12 protein-coding genes and 1 pseudogene are annotated in these 17,773 nt (G+C 69.5%); 8 read left to right on the top strand and 5 right to left on the bottom strand.

The annotated features are described in order from the left end of the window. Positions 1–494 precede the first annotated feature (494 nt). Positions 495–1,449: pseudogene (locus LXN01_RS16310) on the bottom strand (pyridoxal-phosphate dependent enzyme); the annotation flags it as partial. Between the two features lie 243 nt (positions 1,450–1,692). On the opposite strand from LXN01_RS16310, the gene LXN01_RS05055 reads away from it, so the two are divergent. Further along, on the top strand, positions 1,693–3,576 hold the full coding sequence (locus tag LXN01_RS05055) for a glycoside hydrolase family 15 protein (protein ID WP_236863491.1): 1,884 nt from the start codon (positions 1,693–1,695) through the stop codon (positions 3,574–3,576). 280 nt (positions 3,577–3,856) lie between these two features. Here LXN01_RS05055 and LXN01_RS05050 read toward each other — a convergent pair whose 3' ends face one another. Next, positions 3,857–4,648, bottom strand: a complete 792-nt coding sequence (locus LXN01_RS05050; RefSeq protein ID WP_236863490.1) for an enoyl-CoA hydratase — start codon at positions 4,646–4,648, stop codon at positions 3,857–3,859. 78 nt (positions 4,649–4,726) lie between these two features. Continuing rightward, on the bottom strand, positions 4,727–5,170 hold the full coding sequence (locus LXN01_RS05045) for a DUF4383 domain-containing protein (protein WP_236863489.1): 444 nt from the start codon (positions 5,168–5,170) through the stop codon (positions 4,727–4,729). Positions 5,171–5,445: 275 nt separating this feature from the next. Between LXN01_RS05045 and LXN01_RS05040 the strand changes: the two genes are divergently transcribed. The 3 genes from LXN01_RS05040 to clpB all read left to right on the top strand — a co-directional run bounded on the left by LXN01_RS05040 (position 5,446) and on the right by clpB (position 10,969). Then, on the top strand, positions 5,446–6,993 hold the full coding sequence (locus tag LXN01_RS05040) for an AMP-binding protein (protein ID WP_236863488.1): 1,548 nt from the start codon (positions 5,446–5,448) through the stop codon (positions 6,991–6,993). A 190-nt stretch (positions 6,994–7,183) separates the two neighbouring features. Then, positions 7,184–8,206 carry a hypothetical protein gene (locus LXN01_RS05035; protein ID WP_236863487.1) on the top strand — a complete coding sequence of 341 codons (1,023 nt, stop codon included), beginning with the start codon at positions 7,184–7,186 and terminating at the stop codon, positions 8,204–8,206. A gap of 147 nt (positions 8,207–8,353) precedes the next feature. Then, complete coding sequence (gene clpB / locus LXN01_RS05030; protein WP_236863486.1) at positions 8,354–10,969, top strand: ATP-dependent chaperone ClpB; 2,616 nt, start codon at positions 8,354–8,356, stop codon at positions 10,967–10,969. Between the two features lie 144 nt (positions 10,970–11,113). Here clpB and LXN01_RS05025 read toward each other — a convergent pair whose 3' ends face one another. Then, positions 11,114–12,343 carry a hypothetical protein gene (locus LXN01_RS05025; RefSeq protein ID WP_236863485.1) on the bottom strand — a complete coding sequence of 410 codons (1,230 nt, stop codon included), beginning with the start codon at positions 12,341–12,343 and terminating at the stop codon, positions 11,114–11,116. A 158-nt stretch (positions 12,344–12,501) separates the two neighbouring features. Continuing rightward, positions 12,502–13,293 carry an exodeoxyribonuclease III gene (locus LXN01_RS05020; RefSeq protein ID WP_236863484.1) on the bottom strand — a complete coding sequence of 264 codons (792 nt, stop codon included), beginning with the start codon at positions 13,291–13,293 and terminating at the stop codon, positions 12,502–12,504. A gap of 141 nt (positions 13,294–13,434) precedes the next feature. Between LXN01_RS05020 and LXN01_RS05015 the strand changes: the two genes are divergently transcribed. The 4 genes from LXN01_RS05015 to pyrE all read left to right on the top strand — a co-directional run bounded on the left by LXN01_RS05015 (position 13,435) and on the right by pyrE (position 17,663). After that, positions 13,435–14,715: a flavin monoamine oxidase family protein gene (locus LXN01_RS05015; protein ID WP_236863483.1), complete on the top strand. Its 1,281-nt coding sequence runs from the start codon at positions 13,435–13,437 to the stop codon at positions 14,713–14,715. A 56-nt stretch (positions 14,716–14,771) separates the two neighbouring features. Further along, complete coding sequence (locus LXN01_RS05010; protein WP_236863482.1) at positions 14,772–15,659, top strand: SDR family NAD(P)-dependent oxidoreductase; 888 nt, start codon at positions 14,772–14,774, stop codon at positions 15,657–15,659. A gap of 416 nt (positions 15,660–16,075) precedes the next feature. Then, positions 16,076–17,032 carry a tripartite tricarboxylate transporter substrate binding protein gene (locus tag LXN01_RS05005; RefSeq protein WP_236863481.1) on the top strand — a complete coding sequence of 319 codons (957 nt, stop codon included), beginning with the start codon at positions 16,076–16,078 and terminating at the stop codon, positions 17,030–17,032. Between the two features lie 58 nt (positions 17,033–17,090). Next, positions 17,091–17,663 (top strand): orotate phosphoribosyltransferase, encoded by a 573-nt coding sequence (gene pyrE, locus LXN01_RS05000; protein WP_236863480.1) that lies wholly within the window; start codon positions 17,091–17,093, stop codon positions 17,661–17,663. The last annotated feature ends 110 nt before the right edge of the window (positions 17,664–17,773 follow it).

Raw genomic sequence — 17,773 nt, 5'->3', positions numbered from 1 at the left:
CGCGGTGTCGCCGGTGACGTCACCACCGGCTCCACCGGCCGCCGAGGCGCTGCCCCCTGCCGAATTGCCGGCTGCCGAAGTGCCGGCTGCCGAGGCGCCGTCCCCTGCCGAGGCGCTCGCGAGTTCGCCGAGCGCCAGGCCGGTGAGCACCTCGCGGTCGATGATGCCGTAGAGGTTGAACTCGGTGGCGGCACCGGTGTCGGCGACGAGCACGACGTCACCGCCGAGCGCGGCCAGCACATCCCGGACCGGGGTGTCCGGGGTGGCGTGGGCGTACTCGCCGGGGGTGAGTCCCAGGTCGGAGAGCACCTGGGCGACTGTGGTCCCGGCCGTCGCCGAGGCGGCGGGCGCCTCGGCAGCGGAGGCCGCCGGGCCCTCCGCAGCCAGTCCGGCCACGGTGCCGGTCGCGCCCGAGGCGGCACCTCCGGCGGCAGCGCCTGCAGATCCGGCACTCGCCTCGGCGGTGGCGTCCTCGTCCCCGGTGGTGGAGGTGGTGAAGCCGTGCTCGGCCATCCACTGGTCGTTGAAGATCTTGTCGATGTAGCCGCGGCCGGAATCCGGCAGCACGACCACCACGACGCCGTCCTCGTCGAGGTCCTTCGCCGTCTCCAGGGCGGCGACGACCGCCATGCCCGAGGAGCCGCCCACCAGCAGGCCCTCCTCGACGGCCAGCCGCCGAGTCATCTCGAAGGAGGCGGCGTCGTCGACGGTGACGAAGCCGTCGGGGACGGACGGGTCGTAGGTGTCGGGGATCATGTCCTCGCCCACGCCCTCGACGTAGTAGCCGTGCAGCTTCGCGGAGTGGTCCGCGTAGATCGAGCCGGCGGGGTCGGCGGCGATGACCTTGACGCGCCCCTCGGACACGTCGTGGAGGTAGCGGCCGGTGCCGGTGATGGTGCCGCCGGTGCCCGCGCCGATCACGACGTGGGTGACCTTGCCGTCGGTGTCGTGCCAGATCTCGGGGCCGGTGGAGTCGTAGTGCGCGGCCGGTCCGGCCTGGTTGGCGAACTGGTTGGGCTTGTACGCGCCGGGGGTCTCCGAGGTGATCCGGTCGGACACGCCGTAGTAGGACTCGGGGGAGTCGGGGGCGACGTTGGTGGCGGTGACGACGACCTCGGCGCCGTAGGCCTTGAGGACGTCGCGCTTGGACTGCCCGACCTTGTCGGGGGCGACGAACACGGAGCTGTAGCCACGGATGGCTGCGACCATGGCCAGGCCGACGCCGGTGTTGCCGGAGGTGGGCTCGACGATCGTGCCGCCCGGCTGCAGCTTGCCGGAGCGCTCGGCTTCGGCGACGAGGCTGGCAGCGATCCGGTCCTTGATCGATCCGCCGGGATTGGTGAACTCGATCTTGGCCAGCACTGTGGCCCTGATGCCTGCGGTGACGGAGTTGAGCTTGACCAGAGGGGTGTTGCCGATGAGATCGAGAACGGATTCTGCGTACTTCACTGAGTTCCTGACGTTGTTGAGGGCTTCGGACACCGGAAACGGCGGCTGACGGCGAACAGCCGGCTATTCAGCAACAACACCACGGGTGGAACACGGGGAGAAACCGTTTCCTTATCTGACGATCGCGATCATGAGCGGTTCGATCCTATGCTAGGGCGAAGAGCAAAGTCACGCGGGCCGGACCCAGGATCAGGTGGCGTCGCCGCGACACGATGCTGGGGCGACGGCAGGCTGGAGCGGATGATGGCGCAGCGCATCGAGGACTACGGGGTCATCGGCGACCTGCACACGATGGCGCTGGTGGGCCGCGACGGGGCGATCGACTGGCTGTGCCTGCCGCGGTTCGACTCCGGGGCGTGCTTCGCGCGGCTCCTGGGCGACGAGGACGCAGGGTTCTGGCGGATCGCGCCGGCGAGCGGGGGACCGTGCACCCGGCGGCGCTACCGCGGGCAGACCCTGATCCTGGAGAGCGAGTGGGACACCCCCGAGGGCACCGTGCGCGTGGTGGACCTGATGCCGCTGCGCGATCAGGCGGGAGACGTCGTCCGAGTCGTGGAAGGGGTCCGCGGACGCGTTCCGATGCGGGTGGAGCTGCAATGGCGCTTCGACTACGGCCACATCATCCCGTGGGTCAGGCGCGGCGGGGAGCTGCTGTCCGCGATCGCCGGTCCAGACGCGGTCTGGCTCGACACTCCCGTCGCCCTGCGCGGCGAGGGCTTCTCCACCGTCGGGGAGTTCGTGGTCGAGGCGGGGGACCGGGTCCCGTTCGTCCTCACCCACCACCTGTCGCACCTGCCCCCGCCCGGCCGGCGGGACGCCTTCCGCGGGATCGAGCGCACGGAGCAGTTCTGGACGGACTGGGCGTCCCAGGCGCGGTACGAGGGGCCGTGGTCGGATGCGGTGATCCGATCCCTGATCATCCTCAAAGCCCTGACCTATGCACCGACCGGCGGCATCGTGGCCGCCGCGACCACTTCCCTGCCCGAGCAGATCGGCGGGGTGCGGAACTGGGACTACCGATTCTGCTGGCTGCGCGATGCGACCTTCACGCTGCAGGCGCTGCTCGGCACGGGCTACGTCAAGGAGGCCGAGGCGTGGCGCAGCTGGCTGCTGCGCACCATCGCCGGCGACCCCGCCGACCTGCAGGCGATGTACGCGGTGGACGGGACGCGACGGCTCACCGAGCTCGAGCTGGACTGGCTGAGCGGCTACGAGGGATCCCGCCCGGTGCGGATCGGCAACGCGGCGGTCGGGCAGCTGCAGCTCGACGTCTGGGGTGAGGTCCTCGACGGGCTGCACGTGGCGCGTACGGCGGGGGTCCTGCCCGTCGACGACGCGTGGGATCTCCAGCGGGTCCTGCTGGACTATCTCGAAGGGCATTGGCGGGACCCCGACAACTCGTTGTGGGAGGTGCGCGGGGCCCGCCGGGACTTCGTGCACTCCAAGGTCATGGCCTGGGCCGGGATCGACAGGGCCGTGCAGGCGGTCGAGAGGTTCGGCCTGGACGGCCCGGTCCACCGGTGGCGCGCGCTGCGCCAGGAGATCCACGCCGACGTCTGCGACCGCGGATACGACGCGGACAGAGGCACCTTCACCCAGTTCTACGGCTCGCGGGGGTTGGACGCGGCTCTGCTGCTCATCCCGCGGGTCGGGTTCCTGCCGTGGACGGACTCGCGGGTCGTCGGGACGGTGGCGGCGATCGAGCGCGAACTTATGCGGGACGGGTTCGTCCTGCGCTACCTGCCCGGCGCCGACCCCGACCCCGTGCCGCTCGTCCACACCGAATCGGGCGCCGACGGAGCGCACAGCGTCCGTGCTGCATCCCAGGGGGAGCACGGCGTGGACGGTCTGCCCGGCCAGGAGGGCGCCTTCCTGGCCTGCAGCTTCTGGCTGGCCGACGCCCTCTGTGGGATCGGCCGCCGCCGCCGTGCCCGGGAGGTCTACGAGCATCTGCTGAGTCTGCGCAACGACCTGGGCATCCTGTCCGAGGAGTACGATCCCGCTGCCGGCCGCCAACTGGGGAACACCCCGCAGGCATTCAGCCACGTCGGCCTGGTCAACACGGCTCTGCGCCTGTCCGGCGCCCATCCCGGTACCGACACCGCCGCCGGGCCCACCCCCGGCTGAGCCGACCCGGGCCGGAGGGGCTGAGTCGACCCAGCCCGGGACCGAGGGGCTGAGTCGACCCAGCCCGGGCGGATGGGCTGAGTCGACCCAGCCCGGGGCCGAGGCGCCTGTTGGGTTTGTCTCTGCTGAGGGCGCGCCGGATACCCGCGTCCGGCGACGATCTGCGGTTACTCTTCGCTGAGATAACGACGAACTTCAACAAGAAGTAACCGCAGATTGGCGGCTCACGTCACCGGCTGAGCCGACCCGGCGGCTCACGTCACCGGCTTGGCGCCTGACCTCAGCGGTGCTGCCACTCCGGTTCGCGCTTGGTCAGGAACGCGTCGATGCCCTCCTGCGCGTCGTGCATGACGGCGTTGTCGGCCATCACCTCGGCCATGCGGGCATAGGCGTCTGCGGTGGGCAGCTCGACCTGCTCGTAGAAGGCGCGCTTGCCGATCGCGACGGTGGCCGCGGACGCCTCGGCGACCTTGGACGCCAGGGCGGCTGTCGCCTCGGCAAGCTCCTCGTCCGGGACCACGTCGGAGACCAGACCGTGAGTCAGCGCATCCTGCGCGCCGAGCAGGTCGCCGGTGAGCAGCATGCGCATGGCGGTCTTGCGCGGCACCGCCCGGGACAGGGCGACCATCGGGGTCGAGCAGAACAGGCCGATGCGCACCCCCGGGGTGCCGAAGCGGGCGGACTCGGCGGCCACGGCCAGGTCGCAGGTGGCGACGAGCTGGCAGCCGGCGGCCGTCGCCACGCCCTGCACCTGGGCGATCACGGGCTGTGGAATGCGCTGAATGAGCAGCATGAGATCGGAGCAGGTGGTGAAGATCTCCTGCTGCGCGGGGTGGTCGGCGCCGCGGACCTCCTTGAGGTCGTGGCCCGACGAGAACACGTGGCCGGCCGTGGACAGGATGATCGCGTGGACGTCACTGCGCTCGCCGAGCCGGGTGAAGACGTCGATGAGGGAGCGCATCATCACCAGCGACAGCGCGTTGCGGGTCTGCGGATGGTTCATGGTGACGTGGGCGATCGCGCCGTCGACGGTGACCTCGACGGCGTCGTTGCTCATGGGATCGAGAGTCATGAGGCCAGTGTGCCAGACCAGCCACGACCACTTGACGAGTGAGCCGGATCAGTCTGGTCCACAAGCAGACCAGCCGGGTCAGTGCGCCACGCCGGCCCCTGTGCGGCTGCTGCTCACTGCCCGGGGATAGAGGTGCAGGAAGGACAGGGCGAACATCCCGACCGCGATCGCCGGCCACACCCAGTGGCCCGCGACGTGCAGATGCGGCGGGTAGTAGCTTGGAATCGGTCTCGTGAGTGTGGTCTCCAGGACCCAGAGCAGCAGGTACACCACGGCTCCCCAGCGCAGGTAACTCCGCGCCGCACCCAAATTCATCCAGCAGACCAGTCCGGCGACGCCGAACACCAGATGGATGATGTTCTGGGCGATGGAGACCGGGAAGCTTCCGAGCAGGAGAGCGCGGGAATCAAGACCGGTGGGAGCCATCTGCTGATAGTTCATGGTGAACCCGGGAATGAAGCCGAGCACCCCAGCGAGGAAGAAGAGCAGTCCGACAGCGAGGGCAGCCCATTGGACGGCCATCCTGTCGCGTGACTTCCTGATTCGCGGTTTCGTCTGAGCCGACATGATGCCGTCCCCTCACAGATGTGAAATTCTGGAAGTGAATTCTTGCGTGTGGGACCTGTGTGCCAGGTCCTGTGCATCGCCGCTTGCGGGCCTCAATTCTACCGCTCTCGGCGTCTTCCTTGAAGCCGATTCCGACGGCAGTCCGCAGTTCCCGCTGATAGCGTGAAGACACCAGAGTCGCGGCCGGCCCGTGCGGGCTTGCGGACGCGCAGAGCAGACAGGGGGGCACCATGACCGGCAGCATCGAGGCGACAGTGGAGGAATGGCGAGCGCAGTACGACGTCGACAGCGCGAACGCCGCGTGGCTGATGTGCGACCGGCACGACCGGGACGCCGTTGCCTTCCGCGTGGTCGAGGAAGATCTCAGCACTCGCGACATCACCTACGGCGAGCTCGCCGACACCTCCCGTCGGCTGGCCACCGTGCTCGCCGAGCACGGGGTCCAGCAGGGCGACCGGGTGCCGGTGCTGCTCAACAAGGGCGCTGAGCTCGCCTTCACCCTGATGGCGATCTGGCGGCTGGGCGCGGTGCACGTGCCGCTGTTCACCGCGTTCGCCACCGGCGCGATCGAGCTGCGAGTCACGGGTTCCCACGCGAAGCTCGTGATCACCGAAGAGGGGCAGCGGGCCAAGGTCGAGCCGATCGACGGCATCGAGATCCTGCAGGTCGGCGACGAGCTCGACCGCCGGGTCGATGCGGCAGAGCCGATCGCCGAATCCGTCACCGTCGGCCGTCACGGCATCTTCCTGCAGCTCTTCACGAGCGGCACGACCGGCAGCCCCAAGGGCGTGCCGGTGCCGTTGCGCGCTCTGGCGGGCTTCCACTGCTATCTGCACTACGGGCTCGACGTCACCGCGGACGACGTGTTCTGGAACGCCGCAGACCCCGGTTGGGCGTACGGCCTCTACTACGCAGTCGTCGCGCCGCTGGCGGCCGGACGCACCAGCATCTTCTACCGCGGCGGCTTCACTGCGGAGTCGACCGTCAAAGTGATCAAGGAGCTCGGCGTCACGAACTTCGCCGGCGCCCCCACCATGTACCGGGTCCTGAGCAACAGCGGCCTGGTCGAGGGAGTGCGCCTGCGCCGGGCCGGCTCGGCGGGTGAGCCGCTGACCCCCGATGTCGTCGAGTGGGCGCGCGAGGCGCTCGGCACCGAGGTGCGCGACACCTACGGCCAGACCGAGCTCGGCATGGTCATCTGCAACCACGCGCACCCGGACCTGGCGCGGCCGCTCAAGCCCGGATCGATGGGTCAGCCGTCGCCGGGCATCACCGCCGCCGAGGTCGATGGGCAGATCGCCATCGATGTCGAGAACAGCCCGCTGTTCTGGTTCCCCGGCTACTTCGAGGCGCCCGAGAAGACGGCAGAGCGCTTCACCGAGGACCACCGCTGGTACCTGACCGCGGACACCGGCCGAATCGATGAGGACGGCTACTTCTTCTTCACCGCCCGCGACGACGATGTCATCCTCGCCGCCGGCTACCGGATCGGTCCGTTCGACGTCGAGAGCGTTCTCATCACCCACTCGCAGGTCGTCGAGGTCGCAGTCGTCGGCCGGCCCGACCCGGAGGGCATCCGCGGCGAGGTCGTCGAGGCCTTCGTGGTCGTCGCCGACAAGTCCATCGACCACGCGGCGTTCGAGAAGGAGCTGCAGGCGAAGGTCCGCAACGAGTACTCCAAGCACGCCTACCCGCGCCGGGTGCACCTCGTCGACGAGCTGCCCAAGACTCCCAGCGGCAAGATCCAGCGCTACCTGCTGCGCGAGACGGAAGGCTGACCCGGACGCGGTACAGGGCGGCGGGGGGAGACCGGTGACCTCGGCCAGGCCACCCGCTCAGCAGGGCGGGCCGCACTCATGTGACCGTTCTGCACCAGGATGTCGCGGCGCTGCACCAGCGTCCGAGCCGGGTCCCGCCGTGCGGTCGATAGCATGAAGCCGATTCATCCCCACGCCCCTCGGAGACCCCGTGACCCATCCGCCCTACCCGCCGCACCAGCCCCACCGAGGGTCGACGCCGTATCCCCAGGCGCCGGTGCAGTCCGGTTCGCTCGCGTTCCCGCCCGACCATCCGAATCCCGGCCGCCGGGATCTCGGTCCGAACCGAGGCCGAGGCGGGGCGCTGCGCACGATCATCGTCGTCGCCTCGGTGCTCGTCCTGGTGCTGGCAGCTGGCGGGGTCTGGCTGCTCACTTCCGCCTCGGGAGGGGAACCCCAGGTGGTCGCCTCGGGAAGCGCCACGACCGACCCCACCGAGGCGCAGCCCGAGGGCCCGACCGAGTCGGCCGCACCGGAGGCGTCGCAGACCCCGACCGAGCCCGAGGAGCCGTTCGACCAGGCTGTGCCGACCCCCGGTGCGGTCCCGGAGGCCGACGATTCTGCCGACCCCCTCATCGACGTCCGCGCCCAGGACGAGCAGGACGCGCGCGACTGGGCGAACGCGAACTACGGCAGCTTCGAGCCGCTGCACCTCAAGGGCTCCGGCAGCACCGTCGTGGAGATGCCTGAAGACGTCACCGGTCCTGCGGTCGTGACCTACGAGGTCGGCAGCGATGACGTGTTCAAGCTCATCGAGTTCAACGACGCGGGCACGCCGGGCTGGGTGCTCGGGACCGACGACGGGACGGGCGCCCGCGACGCATTCGTCGGCAATCGCAGCGTCTCCTGGGGCACCCTGCAGGTGGAGACCGAGGGGGACTGGCAGGTGTGGATCCAACCCGTCGGCTCCCTGCCGATGGTCCCCGAACAGGGCAGTGGGCCCGGATACTTCCTGCAGGCGGGCCCCACCGAGCTGTACGACTTCCGGGTGACATCCGAGGACGGCTACATCGACACCTGCTCCGTCGCCCAGGTGATCGACGACTTCGGCGAGCCGATCAAGCTCGGCGAGATCATCAGCGAAGGCACGCCGACCCCGCTGGAGAACATGCTGAGCGGACCCAGCGTGATCGAGGTCAGCTGCCAGTGGGACTGGGAATTCGTCGCCGTGTGAGGGCGAATCTCAAGCGGCACGAGGGTGAAGCGGCACCAGCGTGAATCTGAAGCGGCACGAAGGCAGATCCCAAGGTTGAGTGGAATAGACTCAACTTCGGAAGCGTTGAGCTGATCAGAAGTCAGAAACGTGAAAGGACTCCCTCGCATGGACGCAAAGTTCACCGCCAAATCCCAAGAGGCGTTCTCCTCGGCCGTCAAGGACGCGGTCAACCGGGGCAACGCCCAAGTCGAACCCGCCCACCTGCTCTCGTCGCTGCTGGCCCAGCCGGACAGCATCGCGCGCGCCTTGCTCGAACACCTCGGCGCGGACACCCAGACCGTGGTCCGGGAGGCCGAGCGCATCGTCGCCGGCCTGCCGAGCGTGTCCGGATCCAGCGTCACCCAGCCCAACCTCTCGCGGGCGGGCCTGCAGATGGTCAACAACGCGGAGAAGGAGATGAATGGGCTCGGCGATCAGTTCCTCTCCACCGAGCACCTGCTCATCGCCGCCGCGGCGGACACCGGTGATGTCGGCAGGCTGCTGGCCCGCCACGGCGCCACCCGCAAGGGCCTGCTGGAGGCGCTGCCTGAGGTCCGCGGGGGCAAGAAGGTCACCAGCGAGAACCCGGAGGACACCTTCCAGGCGCTGGAGAAGTACGGCGTCGACCTCACCGCCGCCGCCCGCGAGGGCAAGCTCGACCCGGTGATCGGCCGCGACTCGGAGATCCGCCGCGTCGTGCAGGTGCTGTCCCGCAGGACCAAGAACAACCCGGTCCTCATCGGCGAGCCCGGCGTCGGCAAGACCGCCGTCGTCGAGGGCCTGGCCCAGCGGATCGTCGCCGGGGACGTGCCGGAGTCGCTGCGCAACAAGACGCTCGTCAGCCTGGACATGTCGGCGATGGTCGCCGGCGCCAAGTACCGCGGCGAGTTCGAGGAGCGGCTCAAGGCCGTGCTCGAGGAGATCAAGAACTCCGACGGCCAGATCGTGACCTTCATCGACGAGATCCACACCGTGGTCGGCGGCGGCGCCACCGGCGACTCCTCGATGGACGCCGGCAACATGCTCAAGCCCATGCTCGCCCGCGGCGAGCTGCGCCTCGTCGGTGCGACCACTCTGGACGAGTACCGCGAGAACATCGAGAAGGACCCCGCTCTGGAGCGCCGCTTCCAGCAGGTGTTCGTCGGCGAGCCCAGCGTCGAGGACTCGATCGCCATCCTGCGCGGGCTCAAGGAGCGCTACGAGGCCCACCACAAGGTGACGATCTCGGACTCCGCGCTCGTCGCCGCCGCGACCCTGTCGAACCGCTACATCTCCGGGCGCCAGCTGCCGGACAAGGCCATCGACCTCGTCGACGAGGCCGCCTCCCGGCTGCGCATGGAGATCGACTCCGCGCCGATCGAGATCGACGAGCTCCGCCGCGCCGTCGACCGGCTCAAGATGGAGGAGATGGCGCTGTCGCGCGAATCCGACGAGGCCTCCCTCCAGCGACTGGCCGCGCTCCGCGAGGAGCTCGCCAACAAGCAGGAGGAGCTGTCGGGGCTCACGGCGACGTGGGAGCGGCAGCGCGCCGGGCTCAACCGGGTCGGCGAGCTCAAGCAGAAGCTCGACGACCTGCGCAGCCAGGCGGAGATCGCCCGCCGCGAAACCGACCTGGAGACCGCCTCGCGCCTGCTCTACGGCGAGATCCCCGCAGTGGAGAAGGAGATCGCCGAGGCGGAGGCCGCGGAGAAGGCTGCGGAGACCGAGCGCACCATGGTCGGTGACCAGGTGACCGCCGACGACATCGCCGAGGTGGTCGCCGCCTGGACCGGCATCCCCGCCGGCCGCCTCCTCCAGGGGGAGCGGGAGAAGCTGCTCCATGCCGAGGAGGTCATCGGCAGGCGTCTGATCGGCCAGGAGCGGGCCGTCGCCTCGGTGTCGGACGCGATCCGGCGCTCACGGGCGGGCGTGTCCGATCCGGACCGGCCGACCGGCAGCTTCCTGTTCCTCGGCCCCACCGGGGTGGGCAAGACCGAGCTGGCGAAGTCGCTGGCGGACTTCCTGTTCGACGACGAGCGCGCGATGGTGCGCATCGACATGAGCGAGTACGGGGAGAAGCACTCCGTGTCGCGCCTGGTCGGTGCCCCTCCGGGCTACGTCGGCTACGAGAGCGGCGGTCAGCTGACGGAGGCGATCCGGCGCCGGCCCTACTCGGTGGTGCTGCTCGACGAGGTGGAGAAGGCCCACCCGGACGTCTTCGACATCCTGCTGCAGGTGCTCGACGACGGACGGCTGACCGACGGTCAGGGCCGCACCGTGGACTTCCGCAACACCATCCTCATCCTGACCTCGAACCTGGGCTCGCAGTTCCTCGTCGACCAGACGCTGAGCGGTGAGCAGAAGACCACCGCGGTGATGGACGTGGTGCACAAGGCGTTCAAGCCGGAGTTCCTCAACCGGCTCGACGACATCGTGGTCTTCGATGCGCTCGACATGACGCAGCTCAGCCGGATCGTGGATCTGCAGGTCGCGGCCATGCAGGATCGGCTGGCCGAGCGCCGGCTCGTCCTGGAGGTCACGCCCGCGGCCAAGGACTGGCTGGCCCTCGAGGGCTACGACCCGGCCTTCGGTGCCCGGCCGCTGCGCCGGCTGGTGCAGCGTGAGATCGGTGACCGGCTGGCCAGGGAGATCCTGGCGGGCAACATCCACGACGGCGACACCGTCCAGGTCGACACCAGCGACGATGTCAGCGAGGGCGGCTTGGTCCTCACGCCGGTGCACGGAGCCGCCGCGGTGCGGTGATGCGCGGCGGGCAGCGCTTGGGGTGCGGTGATGTGCTCCGGTACGCGGAGCCGCGGCGCTTGGGGTGCGCTCCGGTGCGGTGAGCAGACGCCGAGGCGGTGGCGGGCACGAGGAGACTCGTTCCCACCACCGCCTGGTGGTGTCTCAGGAGCTCGGGAGCAGGTTCTCGGTGAAGTCGCTGCCGTCTGCGCGCAGCACCACGCAGTGGATGTAGCGCTGCTCGGCGTTGGCCCAGGTCTCCGGGGTGGGGTAGGCGAAGCTGGCGACGTAGTCCTCGCTGAGCTTGGCCGGATCGAGCGCTCCCGAGGCGCCCGACTGGCAGAAGGTGCGAGCGTCTGCGTCCAGCTGTGAGTCGCCGGGGTAGGCGTCGCCATCGATCTTCTTCTGCGCGTAGACCTGGCCGTAATGCGGCTCGTCGCAGTCGATCGGGTCCAGTCGGGGGCCGCTGGGCTGGCGGATGCAGTCGCCGATGCCGATGTCGGGATCGACCTCGGCGGCCTGCGTCGTGTCCGGACTGGACTGCGGGTCCGGCGTGGGCGGCTGAGTCGTCGCCGACTCGGTCGGTTCGGGTTCGGCGGTGAGCTGTGACACGCCCCAGATGCCACCGCCCACGATGAGCGCGAGGATGAGGAACCCGCCGATCACCAGTCCGGCGATGAGTCCGCCTTTGCCTTTCTTGGGCGGCTGCGGCCCACCGGGCCCTGCCGGTCCGCCGTACCCCGGTCCGGTCGGTCCGCCGGGATAGCCCGGACCACCGCCGGCACCCGGGTAGCCCGAGCCGGCTCCGGGATAGCCCTGACCTCCGCCGGATCCGGGATAGCCGGGACCAGCAGCTCCCGAGTAGCCCAAGGCGCCGCCCGGATAGCTGGGGCCGCTCGGGTTGCTCGGCCCACCCGGATAGCTGGGGCCGCCGGGGAAGCCGGAACTGCCGGCCCCCGGATAGCCGGGACCACCCGGACCGGCGGGGCTGCCGCCCGGTCCCGCGGGTCCTGCTGGGCCGCCGGGTCCTGTCGGGCCGCCAGGCCCGCCCTGTCCGCCATAGGGCGGCTGTGGTTGCTGGAACTGCTGTCCGGGTGCCTGCGGTTGCTGGCCCGGTCCGCCGGATTGCTGACCCTGGCCGCCCGGCTGGAACGGGGGCCGGCCTGATCCATAAGAAGCCTGCGCGGGCCCGCCGGCCTGGCCGGGGAACTGGCCCGCGCCTCCCGGGCTGCCGAAGGCTCCGGGCTGAGTGGTTCCCGCTGACTGCCCGCTCCACGGGGAAGTGGATTGGGACGCTCCCGGCGTCTGGCTCGACCCAGGACCCTCGCCCGGCTGCGTGGGAGGGTTGACCTGCGGGGGGTTCGGCCGCCGGTAAGGATCGTTGGGATTGCTCATAGCGACCAGCCTAGGGCAGTGCTCGCTCCAGCAACCAGATCGGGGGAGACTGTGTGGCCGATCTGGAACATCCCTACGGGTTCCCGCCGACTGCGGTCCTCGTGGAAGACCGCCTGCTGCGGCTCGAGCGTCCTCGTGGAGACCGCCGGGCGCCCGCGTCAGCTGCGGTAGTCGACGACGACGGGGGCGTGGTCCGACGCTCCCTTGCCCTTGCGCTCCTCACGATCGATGAAGGCGTCGACCGCGCGGTCGGCCAGCGGCGCCGAGGCGAGCTGGAAGTCGATTCGCATGCCCTGCTTCTTGGGGAACCGCAGCTGCTGATAGTCCCAGTAGGTGTAGACGCCGGGTCCTGGAGTGAACGGGCGGGCGACATCGGTGAGGCCTGCGTCGAGGAGTGCGCTGAACGCCGCGCGCTCCGGCTCCGACACATGCGTGGCGCCCTCGAACGCCGCCATATCCCACACGTCCTCATCCTGGGGCGCGACATTGAAGTCGCCGCACAGCACCAGCTCCGGATTCTCCCCGGACTCGAGCTTCCGCACGATCTCGGCGCGGAGGGCGGCCAGCCACAGGAGCTTGTAGTGGTAGTGCGGGTGGTCGACCTCGCGGCCGTTGGGCACGTAGAGCGAGTAGACGCGCACCCCGTCGCACTCGGCGCTGATGGCCCGCGCCTCGACCTCGTCGTCATCGCCGAAGCCGGGGACCTCTGGGAAGCCGATTTCGACATCCTCGAGCCCGATCCGGCTGGCAATAGCCACGCCGTTCCACTGGTTGAGTCCGTGGAAGGCGACTTCGTAGCCGCGGTCGGTGAAGAGGTCCTGCGGGAACTGGGAGTCCTTGCACTTGAGCTCCTGGATGGCGAGCACGTCTGCATCCGACCGGTCCAGCCAGGCCCCGATTCGGTCGGCGCGGGCCCGGATCGAGTTCACATTCCACGTCGCGATTCGCATGCGGCCACTCTATTCCACCGTCCGGACACCTGTCCGGGCGCGTGCCGACCGCCTAGTCTGATTCCAGGACCCGCATAGTCTGATCGCCACGACGCCTGATCGCGTCGACGAACGGAGGACCGTGGACACGGACGGAGGACCATGGACACCGATGTCGTGGTGATCGGCGCCGGGCTCGCCGGTCTGCAGAGCGCCCGCCGGCTCCAGCGCAGCGGACTCGCTGTCCACGTGCTCGAGAAGAACGATGGCGTCGGCGGCCGAGTGCGCACGGAGCGGATCGACGGGTTCCAGTGCGACCGTGGCTTCCAGGTGCTGAATTCCTCGTATCCTGCGGTGCGGGCGTGGATCGATGTCAAAGCCCTGGGCCTGCAGCGGTTCGGTGCCGGAGTGCTGGTTCGGACGCCGGAAGCGCTCCAGGTGCTGACCCATCCCCTGAATCGCTCCGGCCGGGACCTGGGCGCACTTCGCGGCGGCCTGCTGGATCTGCGCGACCTCCGCGGTCTGGTGCGCTGGCTGGGTCCGACGCTGCTGCGCGACACCGCGGCTTCGCGGGCGACCGATGACACGACGCTCGCCGCGTCCCTCGACAGCGTCGGCGCCACCGGGAGACTGCGCCGCGAGGTGCTCGACACGTTCCTTGCGGGGGTGCTCGCCGACAGCTCCGGGCAGAGCTCTGCGAACTATGTGCGTCTGCTGGTGCGGTCGTTCGCCCTGGCGATTCCCGGGCTGCCCCGGGACGGGATGGGCGCCCTTCCCGAACAGATGGCGGCAAGCCTGATCGATCCACCGCGCCTGCGGACTGCGGCGCAGAACCTCCGAGAGACCACTGCCGGAGTCGAGGTCGGAACCGACAGCGGGACTGTTCGTGCCCGTGCCGCTGTCGTCGCCGTCGGCCCGGAAGCGATCGGAACGCTCACCGGCCAGCACGACCGGGCAACTCATGGGCTGACGACGTGGTGGTTCACAGCCCCGGAGCCACCGGTGGCCGAACCGTTCCTGGTGCTGGACGCCTCGCGGCCCGGCGGCGGGCCGGCGGGACCCGTGTGGAACACGGCGGTCGTGTCGAACGCCGCCCCGTCCTACGCCCCGCCCGGCAGGCACCTGATCGAGGCGACCACTCTGCTGGACCGGCCCGACGGCATGGCGGACGAGGCCGCGGTGCGCAGCGACCTCGCACGCATCTACGGGACCTCGACGAGCGGGTGGGAGGTGGTCGCGCACCATGTCCTCCCGCACGCCCTGCCCGTGACTCCGCCGCCCCTGGTCGACCGGTCTCCGCAGCGACTGTCCGACCGAGTATTCGTGTGCGGGGACCACCGCGACACCGGGTCGATCCAGGGAGCACTCGTCTCCGGCGACCGGGCAGCTCGGGGCATCGCCGGAGTGCTCGGTGCGAGCCCTCAGCCTCGGGTCCTGCGCTGACCTCGCCGCGCCCTGTCCTACCCTGACCCCGCCCTGGCCTGTCCTACCCTGGTGCAATGACGTCCGAAGCGCCGATCGCCCACGCCGCCGCAACCAGCCCCGGAACCGGCCCCGGCCGCACCGCACCTGACGCTGCCACGGTGGCGGGCGCCTCGGCGGGGGATCCGCCCGTCGCCCTGATCACCGGGGCGACGAGCGGAATCGGCCTGGCGTTCGCCCGGGAGCTCGCCGGCGACGGCTACGAGCTCGTGCTCGTCGCCCGCACCGAGCAGCGCCTGCTGGAGACCGCCGAGGCGCTCGTCGAGGAGTTCGACATCACCGCCCGCGTGCTGCCCGCCGACCTCGCGACAGAGTCCGGGATCGCCGCTGTCACCGATCTCATCGACAACGAGCGGGTCGACGTGGTGGTGAACAATGCCGGCTACGGACTGCGCACCTCGGCGCTGCGCACGCAGCCGGACGAGCTGGTGGCGCTGGACCGGATCCTCAACTCCGCCGTGCAGGTGATCTCGTGGCATGCCGCGCACCGGATGATCGAGCGGGGCCGAGGAGGGATCCTCAACGTCGCCTCGATGGCCGGGCTGACGACGATGGGCGCCTACGCAGCGGCGAAGTCGGCAGCGATGGTGTTCACGGAGAGCCTCGCGAGCGAACTGGCCGGCACGGGGGTCACCGCCACCGCGGTCCTGCCCGGGTTCGCCCGGACCGAGTTCCACGATCGGATGAGCGTGGACATGTCGCGGTGGCCCCGCATCGCCTGGGTGAGCGCCGAGGCGGTCGCGCGGGAGGGCATCCGGGACGGTCGCGCCGGCAGGATCGTGTCGGTGGCCGGGGCCCAGTACAAGCTCGCGTACGTGGTCGCCCAGCTGACGCCTCGGCCGGTGATCCGGGTGCTGAGCAACGGGTTCCGGAGGACCCGGAAGGCGCGGAGATCCCGGGCCTGACGGTGGCCCCGGAGGTGCTCCGGGGAGGTCGAAATCAGTGGACGTTGAGAGATCTCTGTGAGATGTGGAGCAAAGTGAACTCCCGGTTTACGAATCCGCGCGAACTATGGTCAAATAGAGGCATTCGTCCGGTGGGGATCGGGCGAATGAACGGACGTATGGGGATGCGTCCGGGTACTCGAGGGGAGTGCCGCAGGAGCCCCGGGAAGACGCGATTCGCGCCCCGGGGCTCTTGCTTATTCACGCTGGCCTGCGCAACTGCGCAGACCCTGCTGATCTGTCGTGACGAAATGAGAAGCCCGAGGCCCCAACAGGCCTCCAGCCAGCCCTAACTTTGACGATGTGGTCATCGACGACCACTCCGGCCTGGCCGGACCGTGGCGGGTGAGCCCGCATGCAAGCGAAGGAATGCTCTCATGAGATCTGCAAAGTCGGCTGTTGGCACGGCGGCCCTCGTGGCTGCAGCAGGATTGGTGCTTTCCGGTTGCCAGGACGGACCCGCGCAGTCTTCGGATCTCCCCTCGGGAAACGTCTCGATGATCGTCCCGGCCGGACCCGGTGGTGGCAGTGATGTCGCAGGGCGGGCGGTTGCGGCCGGACTGGAGGAGGCCGCGGACGTGACGATCTCGGTCGAGAACCAGGAGGGGAGCGGCGGCGCGCTGGGTTTCTCGAACTTCTTGCAGTACGAGGGTGACCCCAACTATCTGATCTCCGCCGAGACGGCTCTGATCCATATCCCGGCGACGCAAGAGGTCGAGTTTTCCTACCAGGAATTCACGCCGATCTTCAAGATCGGCGAGGACAGCACGCTGATCCTCGTCCGCAGCGACTCCGAGCTGCAGACGTGCTCGGACTTCGTCGAGAAGGCTGAAGATGGCCGCGTCGTCGTCGGGTTCGCGGGTGGCCTCGATGAGATCACCTTCAACCTCTTCGAGGAGGCTTCGGGCGCCGAATTCGACTACGTGCCGTTCGGGGCCGGCAGCGAGAGCACCACTGCTCTCATGGGTGGTCATGTCGAGGTTGTCTCCGCGAACCCGAGCGAAGCGATGGGTCAGATCGAGTCCGGAGATGTTCGTCCCCTGTGCGCCGCGGCCGAGGAGCGCTACACCTACGATCAGATCTCGGACGTGCCCACGGCCAAGGAGCAGGGGATCGATGTGGCTTTCGCCCAGTATCGCGGGATCCTCGCGCCGGGCGGGATCAGCGATGAAGCGCGTCAGTTCTGGATCGACGCGGCGAAGCAGTACGTCGAATCGGATGCGTATGACGAGTACGTGGAGTCGGCGATGCTGCAGCCGCTGACGGCGTTCGGCGATGACTTCACCTCGTATCTCGACGAGTACAACGACACGGTGGTCTCAACGGTCGAATGACACCGACGCGTTGGCCTGCACGTCCGGGGCGCTGCGAGACCCCGCATAGAATGTCCCCATGCCCCCAATGTCTCCCGCAAGCAGCCGTGCCCAGCTTCTCTCCCTCATCGACCACCTTGCCGTGGTCCGCGGTCGAGTCACCCTGTCCTCCGGCAAGGAAGCGGACTACTACCTCGATCTGCGCCGCGTCACCCTCCACCACCGCAGCGCCCCGCTGATCGGCGACGTCATGCTCGACCTTCTGGAGACCGAGGGCTACCTCTCTCGGGTCGATGCGATCGGCGGCCTCACTATGGGCGCTGATCCCGTCGGCACCGCGATCATGCACCGGTCCGTGGTGCGCGGGACTCCCCTGGACACCTTCGTCGTGCGCAAGGAGGCCAAGCAGCACGGCATGGGCCGGCAGGTCGAGGGGCCGGACGTCGCCGGCCGCCGGGTCGTCGCCGTCGAGGACACCTCGACCACCGGCGGCTCCGTGCTCACCGCAGTCGAGGCGCTCCGGGCGGCTGGAGCGGATGTCGTGGCCGTTGCCGTCGTGATGGACCGCAACACCGGGGCCCGTGAGCGAGTCGAAGCCGAAGGGCTGCCGTATCTCGCCGCGCTCACCACCGCCGACCTCGGCCTGGACTGACCCGACGGCCCGAACCGCCGGTGCACCTCCAGCCATCGCCGATGTCCGGAACCGTCGGCGAAGTCCCGAACCACCGCCGCGCTCCCGCACCGCCAACGAAAGCTCGAACC

It is taken from the genome of Brevibacterium daeguense, assembly GCF_021729135.1.
In the GTDB taxonomy this organism is placed as follows: Bacteria; Actinomycetota; Actinomycetes; order Actinomycetales; family Brevibacteriaceae; genus Brevibacterium; species Brevibacterium daeguense.
The sequence above is the reverse complement of the archived record's forward strand: the minus strand, read 5'-3'. Positions and strand labels throughout refer to the sequence as shown.